22 protein-coding genes are annotated in these 24,978 nt (G+C 66.8%); 4 read left to right on the plus strand and 18 right to left on the minus strand.

What is annotated here, in order from left to right; translation table 11 throughout:
• Positions 1-21 precede the first annotated feature (21 nt).
• Positions 22-933, minus strand: coding sequence for a LysR family transcriptional regulator (locus tag ABD104_RS06955; RefSeq protein WP_132979982.1), 912 nt, complete (start codon positions 931-933; stop codon positions 22-24).
• Between the two features lie 106 nt (positions 934-1,039).
• Here ABD104_RS06955 and ABD104_RS06960 point away from each other — a divergent pair, with 106 nt between their 5' ends.
• The gene (locus tag ABD104_RS06960; protein WP_343927321.1) at positions 1,040-2,251 is read left to right on the plus strand and encodes an MFS transporter; all 1,212 of its coding nucleotides are present in this window, start codon (positions 1,040-1,042) and stop codon (positions 2,249-2,251) included.
• 48 nt (positions 2,252-2,299) lie between these two features.
• Here ABD104_RS06960 and ABD104_RS06965 read toward each other — a convergent pair whose 3' ends face one another.
• From ABD104_RS06965 to ABD104_RS07040, 16 genes are all read right to left on the minus strand, one after another.
• Positions 2,300-2,992 carry a DUF2968 domain-containing protein gene (locus ABD104_RS06965; protein ID WP_243724554.1) on the minus strand — a complete coding sequence of 231 codons (693 nt, stop codon included), beginning with the start codon at positions 2,990-2,992 and terminating at the stop codon, positions 2,300-2,302.
• Between the two features lie 142 nt (positions 2,993-3,134).
• On the minus strand, positions 3,135-4,493 hold the full coding sequence (locus ABD104_RS06970) for a sigma 54-interacting transcriptional regulator (protein WP_087839335.1): 1,359 nt from the start codon (positions 4,491-4,493) through the stop codon (positions 3,135-3,137).
• Positions 4,494-4,530: 37 nt separating this feature from the next.
• Entirely contained in the window at positions 4,531-6,672 is a 2,142-nt protein-coding gene (locus ABD104_RS06975; RefSeq protein WP_343927322.1) for a TadG family pilus assembly protein, read from the minus strand.
• A 10-nt stretch (positions 6,673-6,682) separates the two neighbouring features.
• The gene (locus ABD104_RS06980) at positions 6,683-7,423 is read right to left on the minus strand and encodes a DUF3613 domain-containing protein (RefSeq protein WP_176400763.1); all 741 of its coding nucleotides are present in this window, start codon (positions 7,421-7,423) and stop codon (positions 6,683-6,685) included.
• A gap of 66 nt (positions 7,424-7,489) precedes the next feature.
• The gene (locus tag ABD104_RS06985; RefSeq protein WP_087839332.1) at positions 7,490-8,515 is read right to left on the minus strand and encodes a tetratricopeptide repeat protein; all 1,026 of its coding nucleotides are present in this window, start codon (positions 8,513-8,515) and stop codon (positions 7,490-7,492) included.
• A 1-nt stretch (position 8,516) separates the two neighbouring features.
• Positions 8,517-9,485: a type II secretion system F family protein gene (locus ABD104_RS06990; protein ID WP_087839331.1), complete on the minus strand. Its 969-nt coding sequence runs from the start codon at positions 9,483-9,485 to the stop codon at positions 8,517-8,519.
• Positions 9,486-9,489: 4 nt separating this feature from the next.
• A complete protein-coding gene (locus ABD104_RS06995) occupies positions 9,490-10,431 on the minus strand; it encodes a type II secretion system F family protein (RefSeq protein WP_087839330.1) in 942 nt (313 codons plus the stop codon).
• On the minus strand, positions 10,428-11,783 hold the full coding sequence (locus ABD104_RS07000) for a TadA family conjugal transfer-associated ATPase (RefSeq protein WP_165963196.1): 1,356 nt from the start codon (positions 11,781-11,783) through the stop codon (positions 10,428-10,430). Before ABD104_RS07000 ends, ABD104_RS06995 begins: the two co-directional genes overlap by 4 nt.
• Positions 11,784-11,826: 43 nt before the next feature.
• Positions 11,827-13,110, minus strand: coding sequence for a CpaE/TadZ family protein (locus ABD104_RS07005; protein WP_132979978.1), 1,284 nt, complete (start codon positions 13,108-13,110; stop codon positions 11,827-11,829).
• 33 nt (positions 13,111-13,143) lie between these two features.
• Positions 13,144-14,463 carry a type II and III secretion system protein family protein gene (locus tag ABD104_RS07010; protein WP_279814104.1) on the minus strand — a complete coding sequence of 440 codons (1,320 nt, stop codon included), beginning with the start codon at positions 14,461-14,463 and terminating at the stop codon, positions 13,144-13,146.
• 14 nt (positions 14,464-14,477) lie between these two features.
• Positions 14,478-15,440, minus strand: a complete 963-nt coding sequence (gene cpaB / locus ABD104_RS07015; protein WP_087839326.1) for a Flp pilus assembly protein CpaB — start codon at positions 15,438-15,440, stop codon at positions 14,478-14,480.
• Between the two features lie 48 nt (positions 15,441-15,488).
• Complete coding sequence (locus tag ABD104_RS07020) at positions 15,489-16,019, minus strand: TadE/TadG family type IV pilus assembly protein (RefSeq protein WP_087839325.1); 531 nt, start codon at positions 16,017-16,019, stop codon at positions 15,489-15,491.
• On the minus strand, positions 16,016-16,651 hold the full coding sequence (locus ABD104_RS07025; RefSeq protein ID WP_087839324.1) for a TadE/TadG family type IV pilus assembly protein: 636 nt from the start codon (positions 16,649-16,651) through the stop codon (positions 16,016-16,018). Before ABD104_RS07025 ends, ABD104_RS07020 begins: the two co-directional genes overlap by 4 nt.
• A 22-nt stretch (positions 16,652-16,673) precedes the next feature.
• Complete coding sequence (locus tag ABD104_RS07030; protein WP_087839323.1) at positions 16,674-17,219, minus strand: A24 family peptidase; 546 nt, start codon at positions 17,217-17,219, stop codon at positions 16,674-16,676.
• 51 nt (positions 17,220-17,270) lie between these two features.
• Complete coding sequence (locus ABD104_RS07035) at positions 17,271-17,444, minus strand: Flp family type IVb pilin (protein WP_343927323.1); 174 nt, start codon at positions 17,442-17,444, stop codon at positions 17,271-17,273.
• 136 nt (positions 17,445-17,580) lie between these two features.
• Positions 17,581-18,378 (minus strand): MHYT domain-containing protein, encoded by a 798-nt coding sequence (locus ABD104_RS07040; RefSeq protein WP_132979974.1) that lies wholly within the window; start codon positions 18,376-18,378, stop codon positions 17,581-17,583.
• Between the two features lie 489 nt (positions 18,379-18,867).
• Here ABD104_RS07040 and ABD104_RS07045 point away from each other — a divergent pair, with 489 nt between their 5' ends.
• From ABD104_RS07045 to ABD104_RS07055, 3 genes are all read left to right on the plus strand, one after another.
• Positions 18,868-20,424 carry a ShlB/FhaC/HecB family hemolysin secretion/activation protein gene (locus ABD104_RS07045; RefSeq protein WP_243724552.1) on the plus strand — a complete coding sequence of 519 codons (1,557 nt, stop codon included), beginning with the start codon at positions 18,868-18,870 and terminating at the stop codon, positions 20,422-20,424.
• Positions 20,425-20,702: 278 nt separating this feature from the next.
• Positions 20,703-22,895: a collagen-like triple helix repeat-containing protein gene (locus ABD104_RS07050; RefSeq protein ID WP_279814087.1), complete on the plus strand. Its 2,193-nt coding sequence runs from the start codon at positions 20,703-20,705 to the stop codon at positions 22,893-22,895.
• Between the two features lie 32 nt (positions 22,896-22,927).
• Positions 22,928-23,506, plus strand: a complete 579-nt coding sequence (locus ABD104_RS07055) for a MarR family winged helix-turn-helix transcriptional regulator (RefSeq protein WP_243724551.1) — start codon at positions 22,928-22,930, stop codon at positions 23,504-23,506.
• 144 nt (positions 23,507-23,650) lie between these two features.
• Here ABD104_RS07055 and ABD104_RS07060 read toward each other — a convergent pair whose 3' ends face one another.
• The gene (locus ABD104_RS07060) at positions 23,651-24,889 is read right to left on the minus strand and encodes an MFS transporter (RefSeq protein WP_343927324.1); all 1,239 of its coding nucleotides are present in this window, start codon (positions 24,887-24,889) and stop codon (positions 23,651-23,653) included.
• Positions 24,890-24,978 lie beyond the last annotated feature (89 nt).

Consider the following 24,978-nt stretch of genomic DNA (forward strand, 5'->3'; position numbering starts at 1 on the left):
TGGCCGGCTACCCACCAGCGGTCAAGGCTCGCGCAACGAGTCCGGCTCCCTCAGCGCCTCGATCAGCGCCTTCCGAAACGCGGCGATGGGCCGCGCCAGCCGCCCCGCGGGCGCGCGGTGCAACAGCCAGGCGCGCACGCAGGGACGGAAATCGGGCGACGCGATGACCTGGACCTCGTCGCGCCACGCGCCGCCCGCGAATGCGGCGGGCGTCACGATGCCGATGCCGAAGCCGCGTGCCACCAGCGACATCCTCAGGTCCACGCTCAGCGCTTCGACCGCTACCTGGAAAGGCAGCCGCTCCGCCTCGAAGCGATGGCGGATGAAGGCCCGGAAGCCGCAACCGTTCTCGTTCATGACCCAGGGGAATCGGGACAGTTGTTCCAGATCCGGACGGCGCGGCACCTTCAGCGAACGCGCGGCAACCAGCAGCACCCGCTGGGCGCCCAGGTCGTCGCACACCAGGGTCTCGGGCGGCGGCACGCCGTCGGCCAGGCACACCGCGGCGGCATCCAGCTCGCTGCGCGCGACCTGCTCCACCAGGCGCGGCGACCAGCCCGAGGTCACGCGCAGGGTCAGCGCCGGGAAATCGGTGCGCAGCCGATCGAAGGGCTGCATCAGCGCGGCTTCGGACAAATAGGGCATGATGCCGAGCCGGAATTCGCCCTGCACTTCCCCGTGGGGCGACACCCCGGCCTTCAGGTCATCCAGCGAGCGCAGCACCCGCCGTCCGTGCTCGTAGGCCTCACGGCCCGCCGCCGTCGGCTTCAGGGGCTTGGACTGCCTGTCCAGCAGGGTCGCGCCCAGGCGCTCCTCCAGATTCTGCACGCGGCGGGTGACGCCCGGCTGCGTCAAGTGCAGGCGGGCCGATGCGCCGACGATGGAACCGGTCTCCACCACCGCCACGAAAGCTTCCAGGTCATGGATATTCATGACATCTGCGCATAATGATGATGCGAAGGATTGAATTGCTTGATCATGCGATAGAAAAATAAAGTTTCCGTTCGATATGCAATTAATTTATCAAACGGAGCATTGCATGGCCACCTGCGGCAAATCCGGGGCCCTGGCCCCTCGCGCGTCTCTATCGACCCGGCCCCCGGTGCTGCTGTTCGGCACCGCCACCGGCGTCCTCGTCACCAATCTCTTCGCGCCGCAGACACTGGTGGGCGTCATGGGCGCCTCGCTGGGCCTGGCACCGATGGCGTCGGGCCTGATGGCCATGACCACGCTGCTGGGTTATGCGGCCGGACTATTCCTGCTCGTGCCCTTGGCGGACGTGGCGCCGCACCGCCGCCTGGTGCTCGCGATGCTGGCGGTCGCCGCAGTGGCCGCGGCGACCGCCGCGTGCAGCCCCTTCGCCGCGCTGCTGCTGGCGGCCTTGTTCGTCCTGGCCGCGGCCAGTTCCGTCATCCAGGTGCTGGTGCCCATCGCCGCCGCCATGGTGGGCCCCGAAATCAGGGGGCGGGTGATCGGCGACATCATGGGCGGCCTGATGGTCGGCATCCTGCTTTCCCGTCCGCTGGCCAGCCTGCTGGCCGACACGCTGGGCTGGCGCGCGTTCTATGCCGCCAGCGCCATGGCCTCGCTGGCGCTCGGCCGGGCGCTGGTGCGCGGCATTCCCGACCGGCTGCCGCCGCCCGGTCCGCGCTACCTCGATCTGATCGTGTCGCTGGGATCGCTGCTGCGCCGCGAACCGGTCCTGCGCCGGCGCGCGGCCAGCGCTGCCCTCAGCATGGCGGCCTTCAGCCTGTTCTGGACCGCGGTCGCGCTGCGCCTCGCGCAGCCGCCCTACTCGGTGGGACAACGCGGCATCGCCGTGTTCGCGCTGGTGGGCGCGGCCGCCGCCTTCATCACGCCCTGGGTGGGCCGGGCCGGCGACCGGGGCTGGACGCGGCCGGTAACGGCGATCTCCCATCTCGGCATGATCGGCGCCTTTGCCCTGGCGGCCTGGGCCGGAAACACCGGGCACGGCAGCCATGCGTCCTGGATCGCGATGGGCCTGGCGGCCATCGTCCTGGATGCCGGCGTCACCGGCGACCAGACACTGGGACGGCGCGCCGTCAACCTGCTCGACCCCGCGGCGCGCAGCCGCATCAACGCGCTGTTCGTCGGCCTGTTCTTTCTTGGCGGCGCGGCCGGATCCGCACTGGCCGGCCTGGCATGGAGCCTGGGCCAGTGGCAGGCGATATGCGCGACCGGCGCGGCGCTGGGGCTGGCAGCCTTGCTGGTTCCTGGCGCTCCGAAATGAAAACCGGGGCCTGGGGCCCCGGTTCCGGCACTGCGCGGCGATCGAGGCTCAGCGGCCGCGCCGGCCGTCCTGGCTCGTCACGCTGTTGGCGCTGTCGAGCTTGGTCTGCTGCTCTTCCAGCATGCGGATCTGGCGCTGGAGGGTGTTGAGCTGTTCGCGCGCGGCCTGCCGCTCGTTGGCCAGCGCGGCGGCTTCCTGGCGGGCCTGCTCCTGGCGGGCCGCCACCTGCTGCTCCTGCTGGCGCTGCATGGTCAGGTCGTTCTGCAGCGCGTTCAGGCGCGTCTCGTTGGCACTGATCAGCTTTTCGGTCACCGCGCGCTCGGCGTCGAGCTTGATGCGGCGGATATCCACGTCGGCCAGTTGCACCGTCTGCTCGACAAAGGCCTTGTAGGTCTGCTCGGCCTGCGCCTCGGACGTGGTCTTGACCACGCGCCAGAAGTTCTTCTGCTGGAACATCGCCACGTAATAGGTCAGGTCATCCGCCTTGAATAGCAGGCTGGCCCCGTAGTTGCCGTTGTAGGTGGTGCGCAGTTCGTTCAGCGTACGGTTCTGTATGAGCTGCTGCAGTTCCGCCATCGTGCTGTTGTTGGAAGCCGACTGGGCCGCGTCGACGGGCCGGACCGGCGCGGCCTGGGCCGCGGCCTGCGTCCCTGGCTTGGCGGTCGTGTTCTGGACCACCTGGGCGGAAACGCCCAGGGATGCCATGGAAAGCGACAGTACGATCCCCACTTGTCGGAACATTCTGCATGTCCTCATTTTCATTCCAGCTTCCTTGGTCATATCGAGTTCGTCGGCCTGGCCGTAACAAAGCGTGTCCGATTTTAATGAAAGTACGGCGCCGTGGGCTCTTTATTGAGTCTTTTTTGACGCCAAGCCGCTTCAGTCAGTCCAGTTCGCCCGCCACTTCCGCATCCTGGCCGACGATCTGGTACTTGCGCATCTTCTCCCACAGCACCTTGCGGCTGATTCCCAGGAAATTGGCGGTATCCTGGCGCCGCCAGCCATGGGCATCCAGCGCGCCGATGATCCGGTTGCGCTCGGCCAGTTCCTGCGGGCTGCGCTCGTTGGCCGGGATGACGCCTTCGGACAGCGACGCGAAGATGCGGCCGATGCGTTCCCGGTCCCAGGCCCGGAACTGCCTGACCATCACGCCCACCCGCTCTGCCACGTTGCGCAATTCCCGCACGTTTCCCGGGAAGCGCGTGCGCGTGACGAGCGCCGCCAGCCAGTCGGGCACCTCGTCCTCCTGCTCGGGCAGGATCTGTCCCAGCAGGGCCTTGAAGATGGCGATCTTGTCCACCGCGCCACGCTCTTCCAGGTTCGGCACCTGCAATTCGATCACCGCCAGCCGGTAGTACAGGTCGGCCCGGAACAGCTCCTGGCGCACCAGTTCGCGCAGGTCGCGGTTGGTCGCGGCCACAAGACGGAAATCCACCGGAATCTCGGCAGTCGAACCCAGGCGGGTCACGCAGCTCTGCTCCAGGACGCGCAGCAGCTTGACCTGCTGATACAGCGGCAGATCGCCGATCTCGTCCAGGAACAACGTGCCTTCATGGGCCTGCTCGAAATATCCCTTGTGCGCGAAGGTCGCCCCGGTGAAAGCCCCCTTGGCGTGGCCGAAGAAGTGCGATTCGAACAGGCCGTCGGGAATCGCGCCGCAGTTGACCGCCACGAACGGGCCCTTCCCGTAGCGGCGATGCCCCTCGTGCAACAGCCTCGCCACGCGCTCCTTGCCCACGCCGGTCTCGCCCCGGATCAGCACCGTCGAATCACAATCGGCGAAAGCCTCGACCTCCGACAGAAAGACCCGCATGCAGGCGGAGGTGGCGATGAGCGGCTCGGCCGCCTTGGCGCGGGCGCCCTGCTCCCGCACCACGCCAGCCACCTTGAAGACCAGCGTGCGCAGTTCGGCGGCGGTGAAATCCGCCGTCAGGACATTGGAGTACTCGGGCGGATAGACGCGCGGGTCGGAGTTCCGGGCCTCGGCCGCCACCCACACCACCGGCATGCCATGCCCGGCCTGCCAGTCGCTGACGCTGAAACTCGGACGGTCGATGACCGTGACCGAAATGATCGCGACCGACATGCGCACACTCGTCACGTCGCGCGATACGGCGATGTTGTCCGCCCGTATCACATCCACGTCGAAGTTGGCCAGCGCCCGTGCGACACGGTCGGCAATATCCGATTTGCCTTCCCAGACGTAAACGTCGAGATCATCTTGTGAAGGTCGTGTCTTCATGGCGGTACGCCCGTTCCTCCATCGTTGTCGTTCGCGCTCAATAGACGAGTCGAACGTTGTCGCATTCCAATGACATGAGATGCACGTCGGTCTGTCCGATCTTGATGCCGACCAGCCCGTCGAGCAGGTTGGCCAGCAGCTTGCCCACTTCGTTCAGCAAGGGTTTGAGCAAGCCGACCAGCGGACTCAGGATGGCCTGCAGCAGGTTCTGCGATTGGCCGCTGCCTCCACCGCCCAGCAGACTGCCCAACAGATCGCCCACGGCATTGAGCAGCCCGCCCAGCAAGCCGTTGCTGGCGCTCGTCTGCAAGGCCTTGATCAGTTCGGTCCGCATGCAGGCCTGGTTGCAGGACCCCAGCAGCGGCGTGACGGTCTGGCGCCAGAGCGTCGGCATGGCGCAGGTCCCCAGGCCCAGGAGGCCGCACGGACGGGGCCAGGTGATGCCGTCCCCGAGCAGCTTCTGTTCGATCACGCTGGGCGTGTAGCCGTATTGGTTCAGGTACTTGTCCGCCACCTGCGTGGCCGTGTCGGCGGGGAAGGCTTCGAACTGGGCGCCCTGGCCCGCGGACGACTGCGCCAGCAACAGCGCCAGCAACTGGTTGACCAGGTCCTGCACCGTGTCGCCCAGCGGCAGCTCGTTCCGGCCCACCGTCTTGGTCTGGTCCACTTCCAGGGTGGTGTAGACCGGATCCTGCGCCAGGATGTCGGGCTTGACCTGCCCGTGCAGCAGGTTGATGCCCAGCAGCTTGACGAAGGTCTCGTCCTGCAGGCCGGTCGCGCAGACGTCGTGGGTCGACCACAGCGTGGATTCGTTGATCTTGCCCATGCACAGCTTGGCGATGGACGAATCGACCTTGATCGTGGCCTTGGCCGGCGCCGTGCAGCTCATGCCGGTAAGCGTGCCTTGCGAACTGACCACGTCCAGCACGATGGGCAGCTTGACCTGCGTGCCGAGCAGCCCCAGCAGGCCGCCGACCAGCCCGCCGTCGGTCGCGATGTCGACGAAGGTGCGGACCTGGGCCGTGTAGGCCTTGGTACCCAGGCCGCCTATGCCGACCGAGGGCGGTTCGATGATGCTGGCGCGCACGTTGGTCTTGAGTCCGACGGCGGAACTCACGGCGGCCGGCAGTCCCAGATTGACGGTTACCGCATGATTGGACACGCCGACGCCGACCGCGGCGGTCAACAACCCCAGCGCGTCCAGGTCCACGTTCAGCGCCGAACCGGCGCTGGGCGCCTGGATCAGCGCGAACAGTCCGCTCGTGACGCTGTTCGAACCCAGCTGGACCAGCAGCGTATCGATGCCCAGCTTGGCGGTCAACGCGTTCAGCAGCGAAGCGTTCAGGCCCAGCAGGCTGTTCTGGTTCGCCAGGCTGACGATGGCGTTCAGCAACTGCCCGAGTTCGACCTTGCGGGCGGCCAGCAGGCTGTTCAACTCGCCTACGCTCAGGTCCGCGCCCACCGGGATGCCCAGTTGCTTGAGCAAGCCGCTGGGCGTGATCTTCACGCCGGCCAGGCCGGCATAGGTTCCGATGCTGAGGTCTTCGCAAAGGTTCGCGCCCACGACCCGGAGCAGCACGCACAAGGGGGCGGTCTGGGAATTCGTGGTCGCGAGTTTCGAGCCGACCCAGAAGGATGCGATCGGTGCTTCCTGGACGGCGATGGCCTCGGCGTAGAGCGACCGATTGCCCAGGAACGGCAACACCAGGGGGACCTGCTGGGAAATGGCCACCTTCACCGCATTGAAGCCGACCGAGGATTTGGGCGTGCCGAAATACTTCTTGCCGCCGGTCCCGCTATAGGATTCGGAGGGAGGCTCCATGGCCTGCACGGTGTTCTTGGCCGCATCCGGATTCGGATCCCAGCGCCCGCATACCGGATCGGGCGAGGTTCCCATCGACAGCCCGAATCGTTGCAGGTTCAGGTTGGCATTGCCGCGCGCGGCCGCGCTCGCGGCGACGCAACTGTCCCGCTCCAGTTGCTGGGCACCGGCCAAAGCCGCCAGGTCGGCGGTCTTCTGGAGCTCCCGCTTCATGTAGAAGAGATAGCCCAGGTCCGCCGAAGCCAGCAGCGTGACCGATACCAGCATCGCCGCCGCGGCCGCGATCAGCACCGATCCCCGCTGGCGCGCCGGCGGTGCCCGGAAAACGGACGAGGGGATACGACGATGGGGTGTCATGAAAACCTGCCTATTGCTTCGGCTGCGAGGTCGTCTCGTAGAACTGGGGGATGGGATGCGAGAAGCTGTCGATGTAGCGCTTCCAGCTGGGCGACGCGGTCGCGCCCAGCATGGGCAGCGCCTGGCCTGCCTGGCGTCCTTCGGCCTGCATGCGCACCACCTCGCTCGTCACATCGCCGTTGGGCCGGCTCCTGCCCTGCGGCGCGGCGGATGCCGTGGCCACGGCTGCTTCCGATCGCGGTACGGCAGCGGGCGCAGCAGCAGCGGGCGCGGCGACAGCTGCCACAGGCTGGGCGGGCGCCGCCGCTTGCGGAGTGACCACCGTCGTTACGCGCTGCTCGGAAGACTGCACGGCCTGGGGGCGCGCCGTGGTCGCTGGTTGGGCGGAGGCGGCCGGCGCCTGGCCCGGCCCCGGCACCTGCCGCACGACCGAGGAAGCGGGCCGGGACGCGGCCGGCGTCGACGCCGCCCCCTGCTGCGGGGCCGCGCGCAGTTGCGCCTCGCGTTGTGCCTGCGCGGCTTGTTGTTGCGCGGCCGCCGCGCGCCGGGCCTGCTCTTCCGCCTGGGCCTGGCGCGCTGCCTGCTCCATGCGCGCCCGCTGCTCCGGCGTCTCCTGCAGCATGGAACCGGTCACCGGCGCGTTGCTCTGCGCATGCGCCAGGGGGGCCGCCAGCAGCGCGGCCAGCACCAGATAACGGCTGACATGCCGGGAAGCGGACTGTCCGTGCGGGCATTGGCTGGTAGATTTCATGATCGCCTTGATTCCACTTGTATTCGTCATCGTTGAAGAAGATCCGGTCGCCTCGGCATGCCGGCATCAGGGGGTGGTCGAGTTGAACCGGTCCAGCATGGACTGCATGGGAGCGCGCACCGGCTGCAGGATGGGCGCGGAAACCGGCCGCACCGGGGGCTCGCGCACGGGCTCCATGGATGCGGACTCCTGCGCTGCGGCCCTGACCACGGCCGCTCCGCGTGCCGCCGGCGCCTGCTCGGGCGGAGGAGCCATGGGTACGCGGGACATTTCGGGTGCCAGGGACGAGACCGGGAACGGACTGGCCACCGGCGCCGCGGCCGGGACGGGATCCGCCTTCACGACCGCGGCCGGACGGGATGTCCGGGAAGCGCCGCGCGCGATATCGTCGGCCAGCTTGCGCACCGCCACGCGCGCATCGGGCGACAGGCCCGCCTTGTCCATGACGGTCCCTGCCCGCCCGGCGTCACCCGATACCAGCAGCAGCAAGGCCAGGTTGGCGAGAATCCTGGAGTTTTCCGGCGCGAGTTCGGCGGCCTGTGCCAGGGGCAGTCTGGCAGCGGACGTTTCGCCATTGCGCAGCAAGGCGTAGCCAAGGTCGCTGACGATCAGCGCATTGGTGGGATCGAGGCGCGCCGCCTCGCGCAGCGACACCACCGCGGCCGGATAATCGCCGCGCGCGCCCGCCAGCAGCCCCAGCCCCTGTGCGGCCGCCGCGCCGACTTCCGTCTTGAGCAGGCGGCGATAGACCACGGCGCTTTCCTCGGACTGCCCGGCCTCACGCAGCGCATGGGCACGCAGCAGTTCCACGTCGGGTGCCGCGCCATGACGCTGCTCGAACGCATCGATGTGGGCCAGCGACGCGAAATAGAGCCCCTTGCCTTGCATCTCCCGGATCAGCGAGAGATACATGCCGCGACTGTCCGCCGTCGGCTCGTCGTTCGCGACCTGCTGGCGCATCATGGCCTCGTCGTTGAACTTGGGCGCCGATACGCCGTAGCCCGAGGGCGCGGTGGAGCTGCACCCCGCCGCCAGCAGCAAGACCCCGAACAACCCGGCCATGCGCGCCGGGCAATGAATCGACCCGGTCATCTCAGCCTCCCATCCTCGCCAGGCCGCGGAAGACAGCCAGGAATCCCGCACCGCCCGTGACGATGATGAGCGCGGGCAACAAGGTCAGCACCATGACGCCCGTCATCTTGACCGTCAGCTTGCCGACGCGCTCCTTCAACTCCATCCGCCGCTGTTCGCGCACGCGTTCGGAAAACTGCTTGAGGGGTTCCTGGACCGCTCCGCCATGCCGGTCGACCTGCACGATCAGGCGCGCCACCGCCGCCAGGTCTTCGTTGCCGAAACCGGTGGCCAGCCGTTGCAGCGACTGTTCGCGCGACAGCCCGCGGGCATGCTGGTTGACGGCGATCTCCAGTTCCGCGGCCAGCACGGGCAGCACCGTGCGGAACTCGGTCACGATCACATGCAAGCTCTGGTCGATGGACAGGCCCACGCCTTGCAGCAGGCGCAGCAGGTCGATCAACAGCGGCAGTTCTTCCTTGGCCTTGCGGGTACGCGAGGCCGCCACCTGGCGCAGCGCCCACTTCGGCACCATGTAGCCCAGGGCGAACCCCAGGAACAGGGACAGCATCGTTCCGAGCGCGCCGCCACCGCCGAACATCCAGGCCAGGAGCGGCACGACGACAGCCAGCACGACCCGCGCGAAGATGAACAGGGAACGCGCGCGCGCCGGATCGCCAAAGCCGCATCGGTCGATCAGTTGCCGATCCTCGGCCTCGAGCAGATAGTTGCCCAGCTTGCCTCGTTCCCACTTCTCGCCCAGTTGCGCGGCGCCATCGAACATCGCGCTCACGCGTCCGCGCCGGACTGGCGACGCCACGCTGGCAAGGGCGTCGTCCAGCACGGGATTGGTCCGCGCAGTGATGGCGCTGTCCACCACCTGCCGGCTTCGGGTCTGCCGCGAGCCGCGGACCAGGATCGCCACACCCACTAGCAGCGCGGCGGCGGCGAACAGGACCAGGGAGACGGCGGTCAACAATTGTGTAGACATAGCTTCAAACCGATTTGGCCATGCGGTACAGCCAGAAAGAGCCGACCAGTTGCAAAGCGAAGGCGCCCACCAGCATCTTCTGGCCGACCGGGTCGGTCCACATGCCCACGAACATGGCGTTGTTGAAGATGACGATGAACCCCGCGACGAATACCGGCAGCAGCGCCAGGATCCATGCCGACAGCCTGACTTCGGCCGACAGCGCATGCAGTTCCTCGCGCGCCTGCTGCAGGTCGCGCATGAAGGCCGCCATGCGTTCGAGCACCACGTCGCTGCGACCGCCGAAACGCAATGCGACGCCGATGACCGCCGCGACCAGCTCCAGTTCATAGAAGCGATAGAGCCGCGCGGCATGCACCAGCGAAGCATCCAGCTCCATGCCTGCCCGGTTCAATTGGTTGGCGCGTTCCAGCACTTCGAACAATGGCGCATCGACCGACGAAACCGCCGTCTGGAAAGCCGATCCCAGGCTGTTGCCGATGGTGATGAGCCGCACCAGCGCGTCGATGAATCCCGGCAATTGACGCACCATCTTCCGCCGGCGCTTGTCGGCCTGCCACCACAGCTGGAACAGGACGGCCAGCACCACCAGGGCCAACGTCACCACGGCGGCAAGACCGCCGCCGAACAACAGCGCCACGATGGGCAATGCCACCAGCGCCACGAGCCACGGGCCGTAGAAAGCCGGACCGGGCTCGATGCCGGCGCGCAGCAACATGTTCTGGAACCGCCCGCGCACGCCCCGGGGGCGCACCGGCGGATACAGTTGCTGGGCCGTGGCGACGACCGCGCGCGTAGGGTCGAAGGAGCGATTGAGCTGTTCCTCGACGAAGGCGCTGGTCGCCTGCCGGCGACCCCGCTCGCTCGCGCTCTGCCACAGCCACAACCCTGCCGCCACCAGCAGCAGCGCGATGCACAACACCGAAAGAAGCTGGGCGGACATCATCGTCCCCTGGACCAGAAACCGCCCCCGCCCCCCTGGGGCGGTTCGGGCGCCATGGTCACCCGCAACTGGTCGCGGTACTTGGCCAGCTTGGGCGTGTGCGGATGGATGCCGAGCGACACCCAGCGATCCTTCTCTTCGCCGTCGGGACCGACGAAACTCTCGTGGCGGTAGAGTTCCTGCGTGGAAATCACGTTATCGCCCATGCCCGTGACTTCCGAGATCGACACGATGCGCCGTCGTCCGTTGGACAGGCGGGCGATCTGCACGATGAAGTCCAGCGCGCTGGCGATCTGCCGGCGCAGGCTGTCCTCGCTGCCCTGGAAACCCGCGAATCCCGCCAGCATCTCCATCCGGTACAGGCATTCGCGCGGGGAGTTCGCGTGTATGGTCGCCATCGACCCTTCGTGGCCGGTATTCATGGCCTGCAGCATGTCCATGACCTCGGGCCCCCGGACTTCGCCGACGACCACGCGGTCCGGCCGCATCCGCAGGCTGTTGCGTATCAGGTCGCGGATGGTGATCTGGCCCGCGCCGTCGAAGCCGCCCTGGCGGGCTTCCAGCCTGACCACGTGGGGATGGTTCAGCGACAGCTCCGCGGTATCCTCGACCGTGACCACGCGCTCGGTCTCGGGCACGAAGAACGCCAGCGCATTGAGCAGCGAGGTCTTGCCTGAGCTGGTCCCGCCCGAGACCAGGATGTTGCAGCGTTCCCGCACCGCCAGGCTCAGCAGGCGGTGGATCTCTTCGTTGAAGGTACCCAGCGCCAGCAGGTCGGCGGGCTTGAGCGGATCCTGGCGGAACTTCCGGATGGACACCATGGGGCCATCCACCGCCAGCGGCTCGATGACCACGTTCAGGCGGCCCCCATCCGGCAGGCGCGCATCCACCATGGGGCTGGATTCGTCCAGCCGCCGGCCCAGCGGCGCGAGGATGCGGCGCACGATGCGCAGCAGGTGCGAGTTGTCGCTGAAACGCAGGACTTCCCGCTGCAACACGCCACGGCGCGACACGAACACGTTGTCGTAGCCGTTGATCAGGATGTCCTCGACCGCCGGATCCGCCAGCAGGTCTTCCAGCGGGCCGAGCCCGGCCAGTTCTTTCGTCAACGAGGCCGCCACCTGCCGGAGCTCGGATTCGTTGATGGGGACCCGCCGCAGCCGTACGAAACTGTCGACCTCCAGGTCGACGAACTGCTGGATCGCGGTCCGGGACCAGCGGCCGAACTCCGCGCCCAGTTCCTCGATACGCGACAGCAGATGCTCGTGCGCCGCGGCCTTGACGTCCTGGAAGCGCTGGGTGTTGGCAAACGCCGGACTATCGTCGGCAAACTCGATCGATGCCGTCATGATCACACTCTCCGCCGCGTATACGCGCGCTTCAAACCGGAATCTTTCTTCATCGCGTCACCAAGTGCTTGTGCAGGTTGGGCAGCCACCGCGACAGCCATTTGGTGCCCGGCGGCAAGGCCTGGTCATAGGCCCCGAGCGAATCCACCAGGCCCTGCACGGCCCGCACGTAGGGATCGCGATCCGCCACCTCGTGCAGCAGCCGGCCCTGGTTGGTGCTGTTCATCAACGCCAGCGCGCGGTCGGGCAGCGTGCCCAGCAGCTGTACGTCGAACCGCTGGGCGATCTGCTTGGCGGTCATGCCGTAGCGCTCGTCGTAGCGGTTCACCACCAGCCGCATCCTGGCGCGATCCACGTCGCGTCCGTCCAGGTCGCGCAGGACGTCGGCCAGCGACACCAGGGCTCCCACCGACTGGTCCGTCACGATCCAGGCCTGGTCGGCGGCTCGCACCATGCCGGCCACGAAATCCGGGTTGGAAAATCCGCCCACGTCAGCCACCAGCAGGCCGAAGTGCTGACGCAGCCGGTCCAGGAGTCCCAGCGAATCCGCGTGCGACACGGTGCGCATCTCTGCCAGGTCGCGCGGCAGCGAGATCACGGCCACGCCGCTGGCGCTGCGCGTGAGTGCGGTGTTGACCAGGGTTTCGTCGAAGCGGCGCAGGTTGCGTACCGCCTCGGCGAAATGAAAGCTGCCTGAAACGTTCAGGTAGAGCTGGCCGTCGGCGACGGGCAGGCCCAGGTCCAGCAGTGCCGCGGGCCCACGCAAGCTGCTGGCCGGCCGCCCTTCCGCGGCCTGCCCGGCTTCGCCGTGCAGTTGCGCCATCGTGGTCAGGTGCGCCGCCAGCGTGGTCGTGCCCAGCCCGGCGCGCACACCCAGCAGCACGACCATCTGGCCACGACCGGGCACGCTGCTGCCCGCATGAGACTGGAGCACGCGCCGGACGACGTCGCGCACCTCGGCCTCGTCGGCCGGGTCGATGAAATCGCGCACGCCCGCCCGCAGGGCAGCCACGGCCCCCTGCGGCCGCATCATGCTGCCGACCGCAACGACCGGCAGCGCGGGCGCCACGCGCGCCAGCGTCCGCGCCAGGTCGCTGGCGTGCAGCAGCTTGCCCGGTTCGCTGTCGTCGGCGCCGAAATCCAGCAACACCATCTGCGGCCCGAGTTCGGCCAGGCGCGCCGACAGCCTATCGGGAACCACGTCCTCCTGAACGACCACGCCATCGTGCCTCAGCACCGCGGCCAGCCGCTGTGCCGACAAGCTGTCGCCGGTGAAGAACAGGAAACGGCGAGTGTCCAGCAAGCTCGCCAACTCCTTGCTCGGGGCGTTCATATACGACTCCTACAGATACCTGGCACCAAGCGACTACTTCGAGAAACCAGGCAACTCATCATTGCTCGCGACACCCAGCAGAAAATGGCCCCAGGCATTGGCTGCCGAGTCACGCTTCTCGTTCGCGCCGGGCATGGGCGGCTTGACGCCCTTGGCCAGGGGCTTGACCAGATGCGGCGTCACGACGATCAGCAGTTCCTTTTCCTTCTGCGAATACTTCATGTTCCGGAAGAAAGTGCCGATGATGGGCAGGTCGCCCAGGAACGGCAGCTTGTCCAGGTTCGAGGTGGTGGAACGCGACACCAGTCCGCCGATCACGAAGCTTTCGCCGTCGCCGAGCTCGACCGTGGTGTCGGCCCGGCGGGTGATGATGGCCGGGATCTGGATGTTGTTCAGGGTGATGCCGTTGGTCCAGTCCAGATCGCTGGCCTCGGGCGCCACCTTCAGCGCGATCCGATCCTTGGCCAGCACCGTGGGGGTGAGCGTCAGGCCGATACCGAACGGCTTGTACATGACCGTGGTGGTGCCCAGGCCCCCGGCCTGCGGCACGGGCAGTTCGCCTCCCGCCAGGAACTTGGCGCTCTGGCCGGACAGCGCGACCAGCGTGGGTTCGGCCAGCACGCGCGCCAGGCCGTTGGTTTCCAGCAGCCGCAGATTGGTGTCGAGCAGGAAATTGCCTCGAGTCAGCCCCAGGGTCAGGTCGAAAGCCTTGCCGGTGGGCGCCAGGTCGCTGGCCAGGCCGAAACTGAAGCTGCCGCGCCGGTTGGAGGCGGAAAAGTTGAAGCCGGCCTCTTTCAATACCTGCTTGCTGAATTCCACGACCTTCACTTCCACCTGGACCACGCCACCGGTCTCGATGGTGGAAGCATCGAATACGTTTTCACCGCCCACGGCATCGTTGGCCGCCGCAACGGTGCGGCGATGCGACAGCATCGACGGCGACTGTCCGCTCAGCACGGCAGCATCTCCGTAGACCTGGGCCTTGGCACCGTCGCCTTCGCCCAGCAGCGTGGCGAGATCGCCCGTCACGCGGACGAGATAGGCCTGGGGCGCCGCCGAGCCGCGCTGCCAGACCGACACCATGGTGGTGCCGGGCTTCTTGCCCACGACCAGTACCCCGCCCTTGCGGCCGCCGCTGCCCTTCTGGATCACGACGTCGGCCACGTCGGGATCGACCACCGACACCCGCTCCAGGTTGCCGGGAATGTTCAGTTGATATTGATCGCGCACCGCCACCGAGATCTGGCGCGGACCGCTCTCGTCGGCAGCGCGCGCCGGCACGGCGAAGGACAGCGTCAATGCCATGGCCAGGGGCGCCAGACGCCGCACGAAAGCCTGTTTGCTGATTTTCATTGAGGTTCTACCCGTTAAAACCCGACGACTTCACGCTTGGTGCCGCGCACCACTTCCACCGTATTGCTCTCGACCTTGGGCGCGGGGGCGGGTGGCCGCGGGCGGTATTGCACAACCGGCGCCGGCCGCTTCGTCGCCCCACCCGACAGGCCCGTCAGTTCCAGGCCGGCATACGCCTGGTTGTCGGCCAGCTCGAGCGCCTCGCGCTGCTCCTTGGTCAGGCCGCTCTTGCCGGCCAGCACCGGAGGCGGCTCGGGAAACAGGCTCGCGTCGGGCGCGGTGGCATCGGTGGGATTGCGCAGCACCAGTTGCAGCTTGCCGTTCTGCGTTGCCAGCAGCAGGCGGTTCACATCGGCGGTGGGCACCGCAAGCACCGCGGTGCGTGCCGGTGGAGGCGGATTGTTCGCGCGCACCATCGTCGCGCCGTCGTCCGATGGCGCATCGCCCGCGGCCGACGCGCTGCCATAGGTCAGCACCCGCAAGCGCGACAACAGCAGCCTGGCCTGGGTCCGCGAGACATCCTGCCCCTGGCGGAGCGTGAAGAACACGTCCACGAAATCGCCCGGCGAAACACGGTTGCCCGTGCCGACGACCTCGTCGACCGGCACCGCCACCGCGCGTTCGCCGTCGTTCAGCAGCAGCGTCAGGCCCTTGACCAGGATGCTGTCGGTCACGGGCGTGCCGGGACCGATGTCGAACTTGGGAATCTTGCCCGACAGATCGCTGGTCGCGCGGTAGGCGCCGGCCGGATCGATAGGCAACTCCACGACCTTGAGCGCGCCCGTGTCGATGGGCACCCCGCCCGGCAGCAGCTTGTCCGCCACGACCACCGGAATCCGCTTTTCGGACAGCGGCGTGGGGGCAGCAGCCGGCTTGGCTACCGGTGCCGGCTTGGTGGCCAACACGAAGGCATAGCCCCCCAGCAGCACGGCCAACAACACCAGCATGGCCGCGACGATCTTGGTTACGTTGTTCATCTGCTTGTCGCCTCGATACTCGAAAAAAACCTCACGCGTCGGCCCCGGTCACGAGCCCGACGTATTCCTTCCCAATTGCACGGTTGCCGCGGCCGACAGATGCTGCGGGATCCAGGCCGTGTTCTCGCCGAACAGCGACTGCAGCCAATTGCCCAGCGGCAGCAGTTCCGGTATGAGCGGATATTTCCGGTAGTCGACATAGGTCACGACCAGCGACGCGCAGCGCAGCCCCGCGGCGTAGGTACATGCCTGCGAGGGCTTGAGCTCGCAGGACACGGGCGCCAGCCCCATCGCCGCGCGGCGCCGCGTCAGCCAATCGACCGACTGCGCCACGGCCCCGCAGGCCTCGGCCTGCAGCGACGCCCCTTCCGGCAATCCCGCCAGCCTCGACTGCAGGGCCACGCGCGCCCCTTCTTCGGCCGCGCGCGACAGCGATTGCTGGGCGACGAAGATGCAGCCATAGCTGATGATCCCGAACAGGACCACCAGGAACAGCACGCATACCAGCGAAAACTCCAGCGCGGCGATGCCTCGCTGCGACCGGGTCGTCCGGACGGATTCGAACAGGGCGCATTTCATGCACCACCTCCGGACGAACCCAGTTGCAAGGCGCCGGGATCCAGCGCCACCCTGGCCGTTGCGCTCAGTACCTCGGGAATGACGAGAAAGGTGCCCGGCAGCGACGGCACGAGGGGGTTCGCGCTATAGGCATAGCTCACGTTCAGCGTCGCGAAGCACATTTCTTCCTGCCTGTAGCCGCAGGCCACCGATGATCCGGCGGCGGGCGTCCCCAGCGTCGCGGAGCACGACGATGCCGTGTCGATGGTGCCGTCCGCCTTCAGGCAAGGCCCCTTGATCGAGGCGGTGCACGTCGGCGTGACCGCCCCGCCCCCAATCTCGCCCAGCCATGCCGCGCGCAGCTTCGCCACTTCGCAGCCATGCTCCAGACGCCCCTGCATCTGCGCCATGAAACCGGCGCCCGCCGTGGCAGGCATGTAGTACCGCAGGCTGGCGCGCGCGCCCTCCTCGACCGCCAGCGTCAGCGACTGCTGGGTCGTGAAGATCAGGCCGAAGCTCAGCACGCCGTAGAAGACCAGGAAGAAAATGGGGAAGATCAAGGCGAATTCGGTCGCATAGGCACCCCGCTGCGAGGCGGCGCCATGCCGTCGAACCTTCTTCGCCACCGTGCTCATGTCAGCGCGTTCCACCATTGCTTCGATTTCCGCCCAGTTTCTATGCCGCATGAACGGCCCATATCGCGCCCAGCGCGAGATACGCTGCATAGGGAATGCCAACGCGTCCAGCCCGGACACCCGACACCCACGACGCCATCCGCTGCACCGCGACAGGACTGCATATCCTTTCCTGCACGCCGGCCAACTGCAGGACCGCCCAGTTGCCCAGCGGATGATTCCGGTGAACCACCGAAACCAGGGCATGGATGCCCGCCATTCCGCTGCCCAGCAACCAGGCAACGAGCAAAGGCGTCGGCTCCAGCCAGAAACCCAGTACCGCAAAGAACTTCACATCCCCGGCGCCCATGGCCTTGAACACATAGAGCGGCACGAGAAAGACCAGCGCCAGCAGCACGCCCATGCCGGCATTCGCCCACTGGGCGGTAAAACCCTCCGGCGCCGTTGCGCCCAGGGCCAGCCACCCCAGTTTGGCCAGCAATCCCGCCAGGACCAGCCAGTTGAAAACCCGGCGGAAAAGCAGGTCGCTGCCGATTACCAAGGCACAAAAAAAGAAAAACGCGAGAATCTGGCTGCTATTAACCATGATTACTAGCCCGGACCGGATCGGTCCGGGCAATTTCTCAGTCCTTCGGTATCACTCCGGCGTGGTCGGCAGCTCCTTGACCACTTTTCCAAACATTTCCTTGAGTCCGGTGCCCAGCTGGGTCAGGACGCCGATGATCACGACGGCAATCAATCCCGCGATCAGGCCATATTCAATGGCGGTCGCGCCATCGTCTTCCTTCAGGAACTTCATCACTTGATTCATTCTAATCTCCATCTCTGAAAAAAAAGGAAACATTTACATCGGCATTAACAGCCGATTCATTCATGACTGCATTCTTATATTTTCGATGACACCTCCCCTGAGAAAATGCCAGAAAAGCGAATATCTCCATGGCCGGTTATTTGCGATTTTCCGGGCGTTGGCGCGAGTAAATGACGTGGTCGACCCGGTGCGCGGCATTGGACCGCACCTCTTCGGAACTGCGGTGCAGCTCGATGCGCATGACGACCAGCGTCACGACGGAAATCAGGAATACCGCATAGGGCAGCACGCTGCCGTCCAGCTGCCAGCCGGCGAAGGTGCGCGGGGTGGAACAGATGATGGTGCCGGCGGCCACGCCCGTGTAATGCATGCCGCAGACCGCCATGGCCATGACCACCGCGGCGATGACGCGCTGCAGCTCGCTGGTCAGGTTGAAGGCCAGCCAGATGGCCGCGGTCGCGGCGGCCATGGCGATCGCCACGGAGAGCAGCACCAAGCCGATGTTCCAGTCGAAGAAGGCGTCCATGCGCATGGAGCCCATGCCGATGTAATGCATGCCGGCCACACCGAATCCCCCCAGCATGCCGGCCGTCAGGCAGCGGTCCAGAGAAAACCGCGCGCTGCCCACGTACCAGAGCGCGGCGCCGGCAAACACCACGGCGACGAGCAGGCTGAGCAGGTTGAGCCAGAGTCCGTACGCCACGCCCAGCGGAATAACCTGGGCGAGCATGCCGATGAAATGCATGCTCCATATACCCACTCCGCCGAGGGCTATGCCGGCCACGATGACATACCCTACGTGCACGCCGCCATCCAGCGTTCGGATACGGCTGGCAGCCAATAACGCCACGTACGCGCCCAATGCCGAAATCACAAAGGACAGCGCGACCAAGCTAGCGTCAAAACGTAGAGAGAGAATATCCCCAGGCTGCATAGATTCTCTTTATGTAACGCTCGGTTACGCACACCCTACAGGCATCGTTCCGAGCTTGTCAATATCTGCTTTCCCAAGAATCCCTATTAATCGGATGAAGGCAAGCGCCAGGAAATCGCTAATCTTTCCCGGCATCTTCGTTAATGGCCAGATAATCGCAAGTTTGCGATTATTTATTCCGATCGAAAGACGTCCGATTAAAAGAGTTTTAGTATCTGCCGGTAACGTCCTACAAACGTCCCACTATGAAAAACACCGTCCTACCCTTGTTGAACGCACCCTAAGGGGGTATTCATATGGCACACTTCGCGCGATGACGATCGTTTACGCATATTTGCTTCATATTCCCCAATGACCTCGTTTTCATCGGGAAAACCCGAACTCCGCACACTTAATCTGGCCTTGCTGGCCGCGGTTGCCATATATCCGTTAGCGGCACCGGCTGCCGATAGCCCCCTTCGGGGAAACCCGGCGGAATCGCTGCCTCCGGTGTCGGTCCCGGCTCCGGCGCCGGCCCCGTCGGTATCCGTTCCGGCGCCCGCGCAGAACGAGGCCATCCAGGCCTTGCTGGCGCACAGGCTGGTGCCCAGGCAGTTCGACGTATCCGGCGTCACGGCGGTCGACTTCCAGAAGGTGGTCGACCTGCTGGAGCCGCTGGCGGGCAAGGAGATCACCGTCGCCGAGCTGATCCAGCGTACCGATGCCATCACCCAGCTCTATCGCGACGCCGGGTACGCGCTGTCCTTCGCCTTGATCCAGTCGCAGGACTTCCGCGACGGGCTGGTCAAGGTGACCGTGGTCGAAGGCTATGTGGGCAGCACCCGCATCGAGGGCGACGCCGGCAACGCCGCGGCCAAGATCCGCGACTACGCCGCGCGCATCGAGGCCGAGCGGCCCCTGACGCGAGCGACGCTCGAGCGCTACCTGAACCTGATGACCACGGTGGCCGGCGCCACGGTCAAGCCGGAACTCTCGCTTCCCAAGCGCGCCGACGGCTCCACGGAACTGGTCGTGAACGTCGGCTACAAGGCGTTCCGGCTGGACACCGGCATCGGCAACCTGGGTACCGGCGTCCACGCCATGCTGACCGCGACGGCCAACAGCCTGACGCCGCTGGCCGAACAGATCCAGGTCACCACGGCGGTGCCGCGCGGCAGCGATCACCTGGAGTACTACGCGGCCAATGTCGCCGTGCCGGTGGGCAGCGACGGCATGACCGTACGCGCGGAGGCCTACAGCTACGCAGCCAACCCCGAGAACGACAGCCTGAACGCGCAGAACATCGACCGCCGGGTCCGCAACCAGCGGGCCGGGCTCAGCGTGAGCTATCCCTTCCTGCTGGCCAATCGGGAATCGCTGACAGGAACGGCGGGCTTCTACGCCTCGCGCAACAACGACACGTACAGCAGCCGCATCACCGGCAACCAGGTCACGCTCAGCAACCACCTGCGCGTGCTGCGCGCCGAGCTGGCCTACGCCCAGGCCAGCGATACGCAATCGCGGCGCATCACGGCCGGGATCTACAAAGGCGTGGACGGACTGGGCGCCGAGCAAAGCGCCAACAGCAGCTATGACCTGGGCTTCACTCGCTATACGCTGGCGGCCAACCAGAACTTCACGCTGCCTCATCAGTTCGGAATCTCGCTGGCCGCGCTGGGCCAGTACAGTTCCGACTCGCTGCCCACGTCCGAACAGCTCACGTTCGGCGGACAGCGCTTCGGGCGCGGCTATCCCGCGGGCGAACTGGGCGGGGACAAGGGCTACGGCGCCTCGATCGAGCTGAACCGGCGCTTCGCGGTGGGCCTGCCCTACCTGCAGAGCGTCACGCCCTACGTGCTGGCCGACTATGCCCACGTCAGCCTGAACAACAAGAACTTCACGCTGGCCACGGACACGCTGACGTCGCTGGCCCTGGGCCTGCGGGTCACCGACCAGCGCCACTACGCGTTCGACGTGAACCTGGCCAAGCCCGTCGGCGACAAGCCGGTCAACAGCGGCAACCGGCCGCTGCGACTGAACGCCAACTACTCGCTGCGGTTCGACTGACCCGCGCTCGTCTTCGTTACGTAACAGGGGGTTCCCTGCTACGTAACGAACCCCCGCCTCCCCCGTCTTTTCGCCCCGCTTCCCAGGGAATTTCGGCCCATCGTCTCAGCCGCACGAATTCCCTGAGTTTTCGATTTATCCCCTGTTTGCAAGGTTTTCCGGGTGTTCCGAGGCGATTGCCCCGCTTCTCCGTCCGCTTGCGGTTGCACATTGGCACAGCTTTTGCTCGATAGGCGCAGCAGGCAGTGTCGCCGCTTCAGCGATAAAGGGGAATAACCATGCATAAAGAACAAACGAAGCCGGGCCCTCGCGTCCTGGTAGCCGCCTTGGTACTCGCACTCTCGACATTGGCCGGTTGCTCCGGATCCGGTGCGATCACCTCCGGATTGGGAGGAGGTTCCGACCCCACCAATCCCAACAACCCCAACAATCCGGGTGATCCGAACAACCCCAACAATCCGAACAACCCCGGCAACCCCGGTGACCCGGGCAATCCGGGCAATCCGGGCAACCCCGGCAATCCTGGCAACCCGGGTGATCCCGGCAACCCCGGAGATCCTGGCAATCCTGGCGGCACGCCCGTCACGGGCGTCCTGGCGCCCACGCTGGGCAATGTCGGCCAGGCGGTCGACAACGTGGTCGACACCGGACTGGCCGGCACGCTGCACAACGTCGGCACCAAGCTCGACGGCGTGGTCGCCCCCGTAGGCAACACGGTGACGGGCCTGACTCAACAAGTGGGAGCCGCGACCGGCCTGGGCGCCCCCGTGGACAACTTGCTGACCTCGGTAGGCGGCTCGGTGAAGGACTTGGGCCAATCGCTGGACGACACCGGCCTGCCCGTCAAGCTGGGCCTGGGCGGCGTGGTCGCGGGCCTGGGCGACACGGTCGCCAGCGCCGGTGGCCTGGTGAACGCGACCGAAGGCAATCCCAACCCCCTGGGCAATGTGCTCAACAACCTGAGCGGCACGGTCTCCACCCTGACCGGCACGCTGGCCTCCGACGATGGCCTGCTGAGCCCGGTCTCGCAATTGCTCAACGGCCTGGGCGAAGGTGGCACCGTTCAGAACCCCGTGCTGCAGCCGGCCCTGACCAACACGGGCAGCGCCGTGGACAACCTGGTGGACCTGAAGCTGGGCCAGACGCTGGGCCAAGTAGGCGCCGGCCTGGATCCGGCGGTCAGCCCCATCGTCGGCACCGCCACGCAGCTCACGCAACAGGTCGGCGACAAGACCGGCCTGGGCGCGCCGGTGAATGATCTTCTCGTCTCCGTGGGCGGCGCCGTCTCCAACCTGGGTGAGAGCCTGGGTGGCAAGCTTCCGGTTGCCGGCACCGGCGTGAGCGGCCTGGTATCCGGGCTGGGAGCGACGGTCGCCAGCGCCGGCGGCGTGGTGCATGCTTCCGATGCCAACAAGAACCCCGTCGGCAACGTGCTGGCCAACCTGACCGGATCGGTGGACAGCCTGACCGCCGGCCTGGGCCTGAGCATCGAAGGCGGACTGGTCGACAAGGCCGGCAGCGCCACGTCGCCCTCGGCCGCCGGCGCCGACGGCGGCCTGCTCTCACCCGTCACCGGCCTGCTCGGCGGCGTCGCGGGCGGCGAAGGCGGTGTGCTGGCTCCTGTCACCAACCTGCTGAACGGCGCCACCGGCGGCGAAGGTGGCGTGCTGGCTCCGGTCACCGGTCTGCTCGGCGGCGTCACCGGCGGCGAAGGCGGCGTGCTGGCCCCGGTCACCAACCTGCTGAACGGCGCCACTGGCGGCGAAGGCGGCGTGCTGGCTCCGGTCACCAACCTGCTTGGCGGCCTGACCGGCGGCACGGGCGGCGAAGGCGGCGGACTGCTGCAACCCATCCTGTCCGGCAATCTCGAAGGCCTGCTGGGCGGCAGCAACGGACTCCTCGCCCCGATCACCAGCGGCCTGCTGGGCGGCATCGGCAGCGACGCCAAGCCGATCCTCCATCCCTCGCTGGCCAATACGGGAAGCGCGGTCGACAACCTCGTTCCGCTCAACGCCAAGGAAACCCTGGGCAATGTCGGCACGGCTCTCGACCCGGTCGTCACTCCGGTCGCGAACCTGGTGTCCGGCACGACGCAGACGGTGGGCGCGGCCACCGGCCTGGGCGAACCGGTCAACGGCCTCCTGACCTCGCTGGGCAGCAGCCTGAGCGGCGTCGGCACCAACCTCGGCGGCAACGTGCCTGCCGTCGGCACCGGCCTGGGCGGCCTGGTGAACGGCCTGGGACAGACCGTCTCCAGCGTGGGAGGCCTGGTGCATGCCACGCCCGAGAACACCAACCCCGTGGGCAACGTCCTGACCAACCTGACCGGCGCCGTCAACAGCCTGACCGCGGGTGTCGGACAAGGCACCGGCCTGGGTGGCGGCACGGGAGGTGGCGAAGGCAACGGTGGCCTGCTGAACCCGGTCACCGGATTGCTGGGCGGGCTGCTGGGCGGCTTGGGCAAGCATTGAAAGGAGAGGCCATGCTTCACTGGGAGAACGTAATGAGTTCCTCGAGCCATTCGGTCCACGGATCGATACCCCGGGAACCCGAGGAAACGGACAGCGACAGCCAGGAGATGCTCAACAGCATCGTCACGATGCTCGGCCGCCGCCTGACGGTCTACACCTCGCTATACCAGACAGCATTGGCCGAACGACTGGGGCTGGGCATGGTCGACGTGAAGGCGCTCGAACTCGTCATCGAGTTCGAGCCCATCACGACCGGCCAGCTGGCCTGCCTGGCAGGCATCAGCTCGGGCGGGACGACGGCGGTGATCGACCGACTGGAAGCCACCGGCTTCGTGGTCCGCGACAAGCATCCGTTGGACCGGCGCATCGTCGTCATTCGGCCGGTGCGCGAGAAGTGCGCGGAGATCGAACGCCATATGCGCGCGGTGGCCGAGGACGTCGCGCACATCGGCGCCCGCTACGAGCGCGATCAGTTGTCCGCCGTCCATGGCTTTCTGGCGCAATGCGTGCATGCGCTCAAGACCGAGGCCCTGGGCATGCTGGGAGAAGGCGGCAACGCCCCGAACCTGGAAGGACGCCGCCATCCCGGGGACGACAAGCGGCGCAACTGATTTGCCCTCCTGACCGACATCTCCATCTGCCCGCGCAAGCGGGCATTTTTTTGCCGCCGGGCCGCCCCAAGGCAAAAAAGCGCCCCCTCGGGGGGCAGCGCCGCCGCATAGCGGCAAGCGTGGGGGCATTTTCTACCGCGAGGCTCAGCCGGCCTTGCGCCCGCGGACGAACCATCCCAGCGACGCCATCTGCAATACCCCCAGTGCGGCGAACGCCACCGCGAACGCCGCGCCCCGCCCCAGGCCGGCCTGCGTCAATCCGTCGACGACCACGCCTATGCCCCACTGGATCACGAAGGCGCCGACGAATACGAACATGTTGTAGAGCGTCACCAGCCGCCCCGCCGCCTCGCGGGGAAACTGCGTGGACAGATAGGGCTGCATCAGCATGATGGGCGCAACGCCCGCCGCCATCACCAGCCAGAGCAGCCAGGCCAGCGGCCCGCCGGCGAAGGCCAGCAGGAAGATCACGACGAAACAGCACAGATAGCCCGCCAGCGCGATGTTCAGCAGACCGAAGCGCCGCTGCAGCGGTGGACTGGCGAAACCCATGACGACGTAGCCCAGCGTCATCACCAGCATCATGACCAGCAGCATCGAGGCGCTGCCGGCGGGGCTCATGCCCAGGACGTCCGTCATCCATGGTCCGGCCCACAGCGTCTGCAGGGCGATGATGCCGCCCTGCCCGATGGCCGACAGCGGCATCACGCGCAGGATCTCGGGGTGCCTGAGCAGCCCCCACAGCGAGACCTGCGCCGCGCCCGGACGACCGGTCCCCAGCACGCTCACGTCATGATCAGGCACCACGCGCCACAGCAGGACCGCGACCACCGCCAGCGACAGGCCTGACAACAGATGAACGCTGCGCCAGCCGAAATGCCCGGCCAGCGTGGCCGCGGGCGACGTGAAGAACACCGCGCCGCCGGTGCCGGCGACCAGCAGCCACAAGCCCAGTTGCGCCTGCCGCTCCACCGGATAGCAGCGCCGGAAATACGAGAACGGCGCCATCAGGCTGGCCGCCACGCCGGCACCGATGAGAACGCGGCCCGCCGAAGTGACCGCGAAGCTGCCTGCCCAGACCATGACGAAGGAACCCAGGGCGGCGATGGCCAGCAGGCAGGCCTCGACCCGCCGAGCACCGTAGCGGTCCAGCCAGACGCCCAGCGGCGCCTGCATGGCCGCCAGGGAAACGAAGAACGCCGACGACAGCCAGCCGAGCTGCGATTTGCTGAGCGACAGGTCCTGCGTGATGAACGGCGCCAGCGCGGCATTGACCGAGCGCAGGCCGTAGGAAAAGAAATAGGCGGCGGCGAAACAGGCAAAGATCAACAGGGACTGCCGTCCGCCGATCTGGGGCGGCCGCATATCGTTATCGTTGGGCATGGGCAAAGACAGGTCTCCTCGAACGGCAAGAATACCCGAGGCGCCGTGAGGGCGTTCGCCAAGGCCCGGCGGCACATCTGCTACGATAG

Origin of the sequence: Pigmentiphaga daeguensis, assembly GCF_039523035.1 — a bacterium.
Lineage (GTDB): Bacteria > Pseudomonadota > Gammaproteobacteria > Burkholderiales > Burkholderiaceae_B > Pigmentiphaga > Pigmentiphaga daeguensis.